The organism is Serratia sp. Ag1, from assembly GCF_000743355.1.
Classification (GTDB): Bacteria; Pseudomonadota; Gammaproteobacteria; order Enterobacterales; family Enterobacteriaceae; genus Chania.
The window spans coordinates 46,888-58,184 of record NZ_JQEI01000002.1; the positions used below are offsets into that span (position 1 = coordinate 46,888).

Annotated in this window: 10 protein-coding genes; 6 read left to right on the top strand and 4 right to left on the bottom strand. The window is 54.4% G+C overall.

The window, feature by feature from the left end:
* Positions 1-165 precede the first annotated feature (165 nt).
* Positions 166-822: a DedA family protein gene (locus IV04_RS00580; protein WP_037401630.1), complete on the top strand. Its 657-nt coding sequence runs from the start codon at positions 166-168 to the stop codon at positions 820-822.
* A gap of 28 nt (positions 823-850) precedes the next feature.
* Here IV04_RS00580 and IV04_RS00585 read toward each other — a convergent pair whose 3' ends face one another.
* Positions 851-1,756, bottom strand: coding sequence for a LysR family transcriptional regulator (locus IV04_RS00585; protein ID WP_037401627.1), 906 nt, complete (start codon positions 1,754-1,756; stop codon positions 851-853).
* Between the two features lie 106 nt (positions 1,757-1,862).
* Here IV04_RS00585 and IV04_RS00590 point away from each other — a divergent pair, with 106 nt between their 5' ends.
* On the top strand, positions 1,863-2,885 hold the full coding sequence (locus tag IV04_RS00590; RefSeq protein WP_037401624.1) for an NAD(P)-dependent alcohol dehydrogenase: 1,023 nt from the start codon (positions 1,863-1,865) through the stop codon (positions 2,883-2,885).
* On the opposite strand, the gene IV04_RS00595 is transcribed toward IV04_RS00590, so the two are convergent.
* Positions 2,875-3,795, bottom strand: a complete 921-nt coding sequence (locus IV04_RS00595) for an AraC family transcriptional regulator (RefSeq protein WP_037401621.1) — start codon at positions 3,793-3,795, stop codon at positions 2,875-2,877. The genes IV04_RS00590 and IV04_RS00595 overlap by 11 nt on opposite strands.
* Positions 3,796-3,989: 194 nt before the next feature.
* On the opposite strand from IV04_RS00595, the gene yqhD reads away from it, so the two are divergent.
* The 3 genes from yqhD (at position 3,990) to IV04_RS00610 (ending at position 6,845) form a co-directional block, all read left to right on the top strand.
* Positions 3,990-5,153, top strand: a complete 1,164-nt coding sequence (gene yqhD / locus IV04_RS00600) for an alcohol dehydrogenase (RefSeq protein ID WP_037401618.1) — start codon at positions 3,990-3,992, stop codon at positions 5,151-5,153.
* A gap of 234 nt (positions 5,154-5,387) precedes the next feature.
* On the top strand, positions 5,388-6,203 hold the full coding sequence (gene dkgA / locus IV04_RS00605; RefSeq protein ID WP_037401615.1) for a 2,5-didehydrogluconate reductase DkgA: 816 nt from the start codon (positions 5,388-5,390) through the stop codon (positions 6,201-6,203).
* Between the two features lie 48 nt (positions 6,204-6,251).
* Positions 6,252-6,845, top strand: a complete 594-nt coding sequence (locus tag IV04_RS00610; protein ID WP_037401612.1) for a transglycosylase SLT domain-containing protein — start codon at positions 6,252-6,254, stop codon at positions 6,843-6,845.
* A 225-nt stretch (positions 6,846-7,070) separates the two neighbouring features.
* Here the strand turns inward: IV04_RS00610 and IV04_RS00615 are convergent, their stop codons facing one another.
* Positions 7,071-9,242 (bottom strand): YgiQ family radical SAM protein, encoded by a 2,172-nt coding sequence (locus tag IV04_RS00615; RefSeq protein WP_037401609.1) that lies wholly within the window; start codon positions 9,240-9,242, stop codon positions 7,071-7,073.
* A gap of 88 nt (positions 9,243-9,330) precedes the next feature.
* The gene (locus IV04_RS00620; RefSeq protein ID WP_037401606.1) at positions 9,331-10,065 is read right to left on the bottom strand and encodes a GntR family transcriptional regulator; all 735 of its coding nucleotides are present in this window, start codon (positions 10,063-10,065) and stop codon (positions 9,331-9,333) included.
* A 213-nt stretch (positions 10,066-10,278) separates the two neighbouring features.
* Between IV04_RS00620 and IV04_RS00625 the strand changes: the two genes are divergently transcribed.
* Positions 10,279-11,295, top strand: a complete 1,017-nt coding sequence (locus tag IV04_RS00625; protein WP_037401603.1) for an ADP-ribosylglycohydrolase family protein — start codon at positions 10,279-10,281, stop codon at positions 11,293-11,295.
* Positions 11,296-11,297 lie beyond the last annotated feature (2 nt).

An 11,297-nucleotide genomic window follows, 5' to 3' on the forward strand; every position in this document is an offset into this window, starting at 1 on the left:
GGCGGCAGTCTGCCGCCTTTTTAGGCATTTTCCTCTTCTCTGCACATTTCTGCGTTCTGTTTAATGTTCACTTAAGCTAATAGCGGTACACTCAACACTCAATTAAGCATGGTTAGAAGAGTACAGTCGCCCGCCAGAGTGAAAGCAGGCACTACAGGACAAAAAATGGATGTATTAAAAGAAATTGTTCACGCGCTTTGGGCGCACGACTTTGCCGCCCTTGCTGAGCCTGGCGTAGTTTGGGTGGTTTACCTGGTGCTTTTCACCACCCTGTTTTTAGAGAATGGATTACTGCCCGCGTCCTTCCTGCCGGGTGACAGCCTGCTGTTATTGGCAGGGGCGCTGATCGCCAAAGGTGTGATGGGTTTTCTACCGACCTTGCTTATCCTGACCATCGGTGCCAGCTTAGGTTGCTGGCTGAGTTATCTGCAAGGGCGATGGCTGGGCCATACCTCACTGGTGAAGGGCTGGTTGCTACAGTTGCCGGTTCAATATCATCAACGCGCTCATGTCCTGTTTAACCGCCACGGCCTGATGGCCCTGCTGATTGGCCGTTTTCTGGCGTTTGTGCGCACGCTGTTGCCGACCATGGCCGGGATCTCTGGCCTGAGCAGCACGCGCTTTCAGCTCTTCAACTGGCTGAGTGGCCTGCTCTGGGTCGGCTCAGTGGTCAGCTTGGGTTACGCCTTCAGCCAGATCCCACTGGTAAAGCGCCATGAAGATCAGGTCATGGCCGGGTTGATGATTCTGCCTATCGTGCTGCTGGTGTTTGGTTTACTCGGGGCAATATTGGTAATCTGGCGCAAGAAGACCGCTTCCTGACCCCCCGCAGGCGCTGCACGCAGCGCCACTAAAACACCATTCTGCTTGGCAACTGGCTGACCAACGAATCCACCGCCACCCGTACCTTTAGCGGCAGATACGGAGTTTGCTGCCACACCGCATGGACATTGAAATCCACACCAGGTACTTCACTCAATACCCGCCGTAGTTCCCCTTTAAGCAATGACTCACGAATCAACCAACAAGGCAGCCAAGCGATGCCAAATCCGGCTACGGCAGCATCAGCAATTGCCTGCAAGTCATCCATCAATAAGCGTGTTTTCGGCATCACTTCCCGCGTAGTGCCATCGGCCAAAGGGATCAACCAACTGCGTATTACTCCAGCACGTAGATAGGTCACAGCATCATGTTTTGCCAGTGCTTCAACGCTTTCAGGAACACCACAGCGGGTAAGGTAATCCGGCGCAGCACATAGCGTCATGCGATTATCTCCCAACCGTCTGGCCACCAGTCCGGCGCTGTCGGGTAAGTCACCATTACGGATCGCCAGATCAAACCCTTCATCGACCAGATTCACTATCCGATCGCTAAACGATAAGTCGAGATCCAATCCAGGGTGTTCACGCGCCAACGCGGTCAAAATGGGGGCGATGCACATTCGACCAAACAACACGGGCATGGAAACTCTCAGCCTGCCACTAACCTGCTGCTTACCACTTTCCAGCAGCGTTTCGGCAGTACGGAGTTCCTCCAGTGCCCGCAGGCTATGTTCATAGAACAACGCACCATCGTCGGTCAGGCTCTGACTGCGTGTGGTACGACGAAACAAACGTACCCCAAGCCGTTGTTCCAGCCGGGCGATAGCTTTCCCCACTGCCGAGCGTGAAAGATGCAAACGGCTCGCCGCCAGTGCAAAACTGCCCGCCTCCACCACGGTGACAAACACCGAAACTCCGCTTAATCGATCGGTCATCTTTTGTAGCCAAAAAGGAAACAATGAATAGAAATATTATCGCTACTGGTGATATTTAATCAACGATATGATTTCTGGCTCTACCCCAATCAATCTGGAGAATACGATGACTGACACCATGCAACACTGGACGATGAACACACTCGGACGCGAGCATCTGCAACTGACGGAAACGGCCATCCCGCAACCCGGCCCACATCAGGTACGAGTAAAAGTAAATGCGATAGCACTGAACTATCGCGACAAAATGATCATCGAAGGCACGATGCCCCAGGATCTACCGCTGCCGTTTGCCCCAGCCTCAGACATGGCCGGCGTGGTGGATGCCGTTGGCGCTGGCAGCACGCGCTTTCGCCCTGGCGATCGGGTGATCTCCACTTTCAGCCCAGACTGGATCGACGGCATCCCCAAAGGGGACGCTCGCCATCCTCCTTATCGCGCGCTCGGGGGCTTTTATCAGGGAGTCTTGGCGGAGTATATCGTGGTTGATGAAGCCTGGCTGAGTGCTGCACCGACGACGCTGGACGACGCTCAAGCCAGTACGCTGCCCTGTGCCGGACTCACCGCCTGGTTCGCCCTGGTGGAACGCGGCCATTTACGGGCTGGAGAATCGGTGCTGGTGCAAGGCACTGGCGGTGTCTCACTGTTCGCGTTACAGATTGCCAAAGCGCAAGGAGCGCAGGTATTTGTCACTTCCAGCAGCGCAGAGAAACTGCAACGTGCCACAGCGCTGGGCGCTGATTATGCAATTAATCGTCTGCAAAGTAACTGGGTAGAAGAGATTTATGGGCTGACGCAGGATCGCGGTATCGACCATATTATCGAGACGGTTGGCGGCACCAACCTGGCCCATTCACTCCAGGCCGTGGCAGTACACGGACACATTGCGGTCATCGGGGTGTTGGAGGGTTTTGATATTGTCTTGCCCGCAGGCCCGCTCCTGATGAAATCACCGACAATACAGGGTATTGGCGTCGGCCATCGCCGCGCGCTGGAAGATCTGGTACGCGCCGTCGACGCTAATGGGATCAAACCGGTCATCGACCAACGCTATCGTTTTGATCAGTTGCCAGAAGCGCTGGACCATCTCGATCGCGGTGCGTTCGGTAAGATCGTCCTTACCTTATAGCCTGCATCACCATGTTACCGTCCCGTAGCCGGGCGAGCTCATCGCTCGGCGTAATACCAAACAGGCGTTTAAACTCGCGGCTGAACTGGGAAACGCTTTCATAACCCACGCGGATAGCCGCCGTGCTGGCTTTGAGCCCATCATGTGCCATCAGCAACCGCGCTTTGTGCAGGCGATAGGATTTCACATACTGCAACGGCGAAGTATTGGTCACCGCCTTAAAATTATGGTGGAACGCCGAAACGCTCATATTCACTTCGTTGGCTAACTGCTCAACGTTGAGGTTTTCAGCGTATTGGCTTTCGATCCGTCGCAGCGCTTTGGCGATCTGGCTGAAATGCGTATGGCGGTTGACCAATTCCCGCAACGACGCGCCGCAATTGCCGCGCAGCACGTAATAAAGCAGTTCGCGCACAATCTGCGGCCCCAACACGCGCGCATCGAGCGGTTTTTCCATCACATCCAGCAGGCGCTCGGTGGCACACAGCATTTCATCCGTCAGCGGTGCCAGGTTAACGCCACTGCTCTCAACGCGCGGCTTCATCAGATAATCGTCGTCACCGATGTCAATCAGCAGATCCTGCAGCATTTGGGTATCAATATTCACCGCCAGCCCCACCAGCGGCTGTTGCGGGCTGGCAAAGGTTTCACATTCAAACGGCAGCGGCACCGTCATCAGCAGATAATTGCGCGGATCGTACTGGAACACTTTGTCACCACAGTAGCCCACCTTATGCCCCTGAAAAATAACCACAATACCGGGTTCGTACATCACCGGCTGGCGCGGGCAATACTCGTTGACGTACAGGATATTCACCTTTGGCACTGGCGACGGGCTGTAACCTTTCACGCTGGCAAAACGCATTGCCTGACGCGCCATGCGGCTACGCAGTTGATCAATGTCGGTCATGAAAGACCTCTCCTACACCTAGAACAATCCAGCACAGATAATAGTAAAAAACCGACATTTTCTACAGCATCAAGTAGAAATAGGCAAAAGATTGATAGGAATGTGCATTGTCTGACAGCGCTAACTTGCTGACAATAAGCCCCAGTTACTGTTTGCGCCGCTGGCGCGTTCCTGATACCTGAGAGAAATAGACCATGCAAAACTTTATTCTCCACACTCCAACCAAAATCCTGTTCGGTAAAAACCAGATCGCCGAATTGGCTAAACAGATCCCGGCAGAGGCCCGCATCCTGCTCACCTATGGCGGTGGCAGCGTGAAGAAGAATGGCGTGCTGGATCAGGTTTATGCCGCCTTGGCGGGCCGCAACGTGCAAGAGTTCTCTGGCATTGAACCAAACCCAACCTACGAAACGCTGATGAAAGCGGTGGAGATAGTCCGTGCGCAAAACATCGACTTCCTGCTGGCCGTAGGCGGCGGTTCGGTGGTGGATGGCACTAAATTTATTGCCGCAGCAGCCCATTACGCCGCCGATCGCGATCCCTGGCATATCCTGAAAACGGTCGGTAGCGAAGTCACCAGCGCGGTGCCAATGGGCTGTGTGCTGACTCTGCCCGCCACCGGTTCTGAATCTAACAGCGGTGCCGTGATCACCCGCCAGAGCAGCGGTGATAAGCAACACTTTTTCTCACCACATGTGCAGCCGCTATTCGCCGTGCTGGATCCGGTAGTGACCTATTCGCTGCCACCGCGCCAGATCGCCAACGGCGTGGTGGATGCCTTTGTGCATACCCTTGAGCAGTATCTGACTTACCCGGTCGATGCCAAAGTGCAGGATCGTTTCGCCGAAGGCCTGCTGCTGACGCTGCTGGAAGATGGCCCACGCGCGCTGGCAGAACCAGAGAACTACGCGGTGCGTGCCAATGTGATGTGGAGCGCCACCATGGCGCTGAATGGCCTGATCGGTGCCGGTGTGCCACAGGATTGGGCAACCCATATGCTCGGCCACGAACTGACCGCCATGCATGGCCTGGATCACGCACAAACCCTGGCTATCGTGCTGCCTGCGCTGCTGGTAGAAAAGAAGGCGCAGAAACGCGCCAAACTGCTGCAATACGCCGAGCGCGTCTGGGGGCTGCGTGACGGGTCAGAAGAGAGCCGTATCGACGCCGCCATCGCTGCCACCCGCCGGTTCTTTGAACAAATGGGCGTACCGACCCGACTGTCTGATTACCAACTTGATGGCAGCTCGATCCCAGCACTGATCGACAAACTGCATCAGCACGGTATGACCGCGCTGGGCGAGCACCAGGACATCACGCTGGAAGTCAGCCAACGGATTTATCAGGCTGCACGCTAAAAACACTATCACCGTTTCCTGCTAGGCTTTAGTTTCTAGCTCCTCTCTGTGCCTGGCCGAGCGCCAGGCACAGTTTTGTGTTTCACCTGGCTTTCAACAAGGCACATGATTCAAACTGCTGACAAAGTCAGATAGCCGGGCATAAAGACAACTTTGTCACCAAGTTCAACAAAGCTTGACGTTGAGAGCTAAAATACATCCTGTCTTGAAAGCTGTTCTTTAAGGAGACAACGCATGCAACCCATTATCAAACTCCACGATGGCAACCTGATGCCGCAGTTGGGCCTCGGCGTTTGGCAAGCAAGTATTGCAGAAGCCAGCCATGCGGTCACCAAAGCGCTGGAAGTGGGTTACCGCTCTATTGATACTGCGGCAATCTACAAAAACGAGGAAGGCGTCGGCCACGCGCTGCAATCCAGCACAATCCCGCGCCGCGAACTGTTTATCACCACCAAGCTGTGGAACGACGATCAGGGCAATCCGCAAGCAGCGTTGGAAACCAGCCTGGAGAAACTGAAACTGGATTATGTCGATCTGTATCTGATCCACTGGCCGAAACCAACCCAGGATCAGTATGTCGAGGCTTGGCGTGGTTTGATCAAACTGCGCGAACAGGGGCTGGCAAAAAGCATTGGGGTATGTAACTTCCACGTACCACACCTGCAACGTCTGTTGGATGAAACCAATACCGCACCGGTCATCAACCAGATCGAATTGCACCCGATGCTGCAACAGCGGCAACTGCACGCCTGGAATGCTACGCACCACATTGCCACAGAATCCTGGAGCCCATTGGCCCAGGGCGGTGAAGGTGTCTTCGATCAGCCTATTATCAAAAAATTGGCAGAGAAGTACGGCAAGACTCCGGCGCAGATTGTGGTGCGTTGGCATCTGGACAACGGTCTGGTAGTGATCCCGAAATCGATCACTCCCGCACGTATTCGCGAGAACTTTGAGGTATTTGATTTCAAGCTGGATAAAGACGAGCTTAGCGAGATCGCCACACTGGATATCGGCAACCGCCTGGGGCCGGATCCAGAATCAATGTAATCTCAACCTCAGGGCCATGTCACATGGCCCACAATCGCACGGAGCACCATGAAACACCCATTCTTAGCCTTGATGATGATTGGCTTGGCGCTGCTTCTGGCAGGCTGTGCTGGCAAGAAACCCAGCGGCGGCTACCAACCCTATTCCTACCAAAATGCGATTGAAGAAGCGGCAGCTCAATACGGTGTCGACGAGAAGCTTATTACCGCAATGATTCAAGTGGAATCGGGCTTCAACCCCGGTGCAGTAAGCCAATCCAACGCCATCGGCCTGATGCAGCTCAAGGCCAGCACCGCAGGTTGTGATGCTTACCGTTACAAAGGCAAACGCGGCTGCCCGGATGACGATGATCTGCGCGATCCGCAAATCAATATCGATCTTGGCACCGCCTATCTGGCCTCGCTGCAGCGTCAGCTCGGCGGCATCGATAATCCGGTCACCTTGCGCTATGCCACCGAAGTGGCCTACGTCAACGGCGCGGGCGCCCTGCTGCGTACTTTCTCCAGCGATCGCCAGAAAGCCGTCAGCATCATTAACACTCTGTCCCCAGAGGCTTTTCACTGGCATGTGCGCCAGCACCACCCTTCACCGCAGGCTCCACGCTATATGGCCAAGGTAGAAGCTGCGTATAAAAGTTTGTAACAGAGCAGTAGCTAATCCCGTGAGATTCCAAGGCAAGCCATCAGAATATGCTGTAGGAATGAACGCATCTTATCCTCACTAAAGGATAATCCATGCTTTATCCCCTATAAGGGATAAAGCATGATTTCAGACACCAATCAGGACGCTGGCGACGAGTTTTACGAGGTAATTTTTCCGCGATATCCAGAAACATAAGGGGGTTGGACAGCAACCCCCTTTTGAATCTTACGCCTTGCCGCTACGCGTGGGTTTACGCATCGGCGGTTTGTTTGATGGCGTGCGCTGGCGGGTGATATCAGTATGCTTGGTCAACGCCGGGCGTGTATTACGCTGCAGGCGTCTGGCTTCGCGCTGTTCATCCAGCGTTGGGGCTGGCACCAGGCATTCACGGCGGCTACCGATCAGGTGTTTCAGGCCCATTTCTTCCAACGCGCTACGAATCATCGGCCAGTTGGCAGAATCGTGATAACGCAGCAGCGCCTTATGCAGGCGGCGTTGGCGGTCACCACGCGGGATATAGACGTCTTCGCTCTTATACCCTACTTTGCCCAACGGGTTTTTGCCGCTGTAATACATGGTCGTGGAGTTAGCCATCGGTGAAGGATAGAAGTTCTGCACCTGATCGAGGCGGAAACGGTTTTTCTTCAGCCACAGCGCCATATTCACCATATCCTCATCGCTGGTGCCTGGATGTGCAGAGATGAAATAAGGGATCAGATACTGCTCTTTACCTGCCTGTTTGGAATACTGATCGAACAGTTGTTTGAAACGATCGTAACTGCCCATACCCGGCTTCATCATCTTCGACAATGGCCCTTCTTCGGTATGTTCCGGTGCGATCTTCAGGTAGCCACCTACGTGATGGGTAGCCAATTCCTTGATATAGCGTGGATCTTCCACGGCCAGATCGTAACGCACACCAGAGGCAATCAGGATCTTTTTGATGCCGGTTAATTCACGGGCACGGCGATAGAGCTTGATGGTCGGCTCGTGGTTGGTATCCATATAGGTACAGATTTCTGGATAGACGCACGACGCCCGGCGGCAGGTCTGCTCCGCACGCGGATTGGTACAGCGCAACATATACATGTTAGCGGTCGGGCCGCCGAGATCGGAAATCACCCCGGTAAAGCCCGGTACTTTATCGCGGATCTCTTCGATTTCACGCACGATGGAATCTTCAGAACGGCTCTGGATGATGCGCCCTTCATGCTCGGTGATCGAGCAGAATGAACAACCGCCGTAGCAACCGCGCATAATGTTCACCGAGAAACGGATCATGTCATAAGCTGGGATCCGCGCTTCGCCATACGCCGGATGCGGTACACGCTGGTAAGGCAGGGCAAAAACGCTGTCCATTTCCGGCGTGGTGAGTGGGATCGCTGGTGGGTTGATCCACACATAGCGATCGCCATGCTTTTGCATCAAGGCGCGGGCGCAGCCAGGGTTGGTTTCGTGGTGCAGAATACGCGAAGCGTGGGCGTACAGCACTTTATCCCCCTTCACCTTTTCAAAGGAAGGCAGCAGCACGTAGGTTTTTTCCCAGGGTTTGGGCTTAGCGGCACGCACGGTAACCGGCTTGGCCTCCGGTTCTGCTGGCACGCTGCCGTCGGCACAGGGCAAATCTTCACCGTAAGGATTGGGGATTGGCTCAATGCGGCCCGGTTTATCCAGGCGAGTGGAATCCACCCCACTCCAGCCCGGCAGCGGCTGCTTGCGCATCACGGCGGTGTTGCGGATATCGTGAATATCCTGAATATTCTCACCCGCCGCCAAACGGTGCGCCAGTTCCACCAGCGGGCGCTCACCGTTGCCGTAAATCAGAATATCGGCTTTGGAATCCACCAGCACCGAGCGGCGCACGGTGTCTGACCAGTAATCGTAGTGTGCGATACGTCGCAGGCTGGCTTCAATCCCACCCAACACGATCGGCACATCTTTATAAGCTTCTTTACAGCGCTGGCTGTACACCAGCGTGGCACGATCCGGGCGTTTGCCCCCTTCGTTACCTGCCGTATAAGCATCATCATGGCGCAGTTTGCGATCGGCGGTGTAGCGGTTGATCATCGAATCCATGTTGCCTGCGGTAATCCCGAAGAACAGGTTCGGTTTGCCCAAACGCATAAAATCGTCTTTATTGCTCCAGTCCGGCTGAGCAATGATCCCCACACGGAATCCCTGCGCTTCCAGCATGCGGCCAATGATCGCCATGCCAAAACTGGGGTGATCGACATAAGCATCACCACTGATGATGATCACATCACAACTGTCCCAACCCAGTTGGTCCATTTCTTCTCGCGACATCGGTAAAAACGGCGCAGGGCCAAAACATTCAGCCCAATAAGGCTTATAGGAGAACAGTTCACGTTCGGGTTGGATCAGGCTGGTGGTGCTCATCACGGATACTCTTGTGCAGGTTAATTTATCGCCGGGCGGCGATTATACGCACTCGTAACCAAAAGAGCATGGTAATTTCACAGTTTGATCAACTATTGACCTCAAACTCGTACACATCACTGCGGCACAGGGTTTCACTGAACTCCAGCACTTCCCCCTGAGCATTGCGGCTGGTCTGCACAATCCGCAACAGTGGCATACCGCTCTGCACGTTGAGCAACTCGGCGATATCGTCGGTGCTGGCAACGGCCTTCAGGCGGAAATGCCGCCCTTCTGGCACAATGCCACGCGATTGCCACAGCGCATAGAGTGAATGCTCAAGCACTTCCGGATCGGGTAGAAAATGCGGCGGGATATAGGTGGTTTCCAGCGATACCGGGTTGCCGTCCACCAAACGCAGGCGGCGCAGTTTAACTACCTCGCTATGGCTTGCCAATTCCAGCGCTTTGGCAACATCGGCAGGAGCCACCATACGGGTACGCAACAGCCATTGGTTGCTAACGCTGCCGCCATTGCGCAACACCTGGGCGGTAAAGCCGTGATCTTGATTGAGTGAATAACCGATATGCATAGCCACGCGCGTGCCGATGCCTTGCTGGCGTGAGATCAGCGCTTTTTCGTCCAGCAATTTCATCGCGTTACTGACGGTCACGCGGGAGACATCCAACGATTCTGCGATCAGGCGCTCCGGCGGTAGAAAATCCCCGACCGCCAGCACATGTTGCTTAATCGCGGTTTCAATCGTGGTGGCTAATTGGATATAACGCGGTGCCGCCGCAGCCTGCAAAAAATGTTGGCGCAACCAGATAATAAAATCACCCATGGGATTGACCTCCGCTATCTCACGCCTCACTAAACCCTATTTTTATCATATTGTCGCATTCAAGATAACAACCCGGCTGGAGTTTACAATTGGAGTCGGATTGGTATCACATTTTTTATTTATTGGACTTTAATTGGATTTATTTACGCGATAAGGTTATCACATTGATGTCTAACATCAATGTGTACCAACACCAGGGAATTACATAATTAAATGACAAATAAGAAAGACACCTACCAAGCCATTCTCGGAGCACTGTATGGGCAGGCCGTAGGTGATGCAATGGGTATGCCGTCTGAACTGTGGCCCTTGCAGCAGGTTCGTGATTATTTTGGTTGGATCAGCCAATTTCTACCAGGTCCAAAAGAGAACATAGCAGCCAATGAGTTTATCGCCGGAGAATATACCGACGATACTCAGCAGGCTGTCGCACTGATGGATGCTTTACTGGCCACCGATGGCCGCGTTGAACCGGAGCTCATCGCCCACCACATTATGTTGTGGGCGGAACGAGTGCGCGCTTTTGATAAAAACATTCTTGGCCCGACCTCCAAAACCGCGCTGCTGGCAGTACGTGCCGGTACGCCGCTCATGGAGATCAGTGCCAACGGTGTCACCAACGGCGCGGCAATGCGGATTGCCCCCATCGGATGCCTGATGCCAAGCACCGATCTGGCCAAATTTATCGATGCGGTGCGGCTATCATGCAGCCCAACCCATAAAGCAGACATCGCCGTAGCGGGCGCTTTCGCCATCGCCTGGGCAGTTAGCCGGGCGATTGAGGGTGCAGACTGGGCCACCATCAAACAGGAATTGCCCGAACGAGTCGAACAGGTACAACAGCAACAGATCACGACTTTCAGCCCATCGCTCAGCCGCCGTCTGGTTTGGGCATTGGAGTGTGCGGCTAAAGCCAGCACACTGCCGGATACAGAGGCGCTATCAGAGCTTTACCATACCATCGGCGCCGGGATGGATAATATCGAGTCTATCCCGATGTCGCTGGCGTTGGTTGAATTGGCTGGAACCGATCCGCAGCGTTGCGCGGTGCTGGCTGCCAATCTGGGGGGTGATACCGATACCATCGGTGCCATGGCAACGGCAATTTGCGGGGCACTGCACGGAATTGACGCCTTCCCAACGGAATGGATTGACACCATAAACCGTGCCAATCAGATTGATTTTCAGCCTTACGCAGCGGCTCTCACCCGGCTGCGCAACTCGGGATAAAT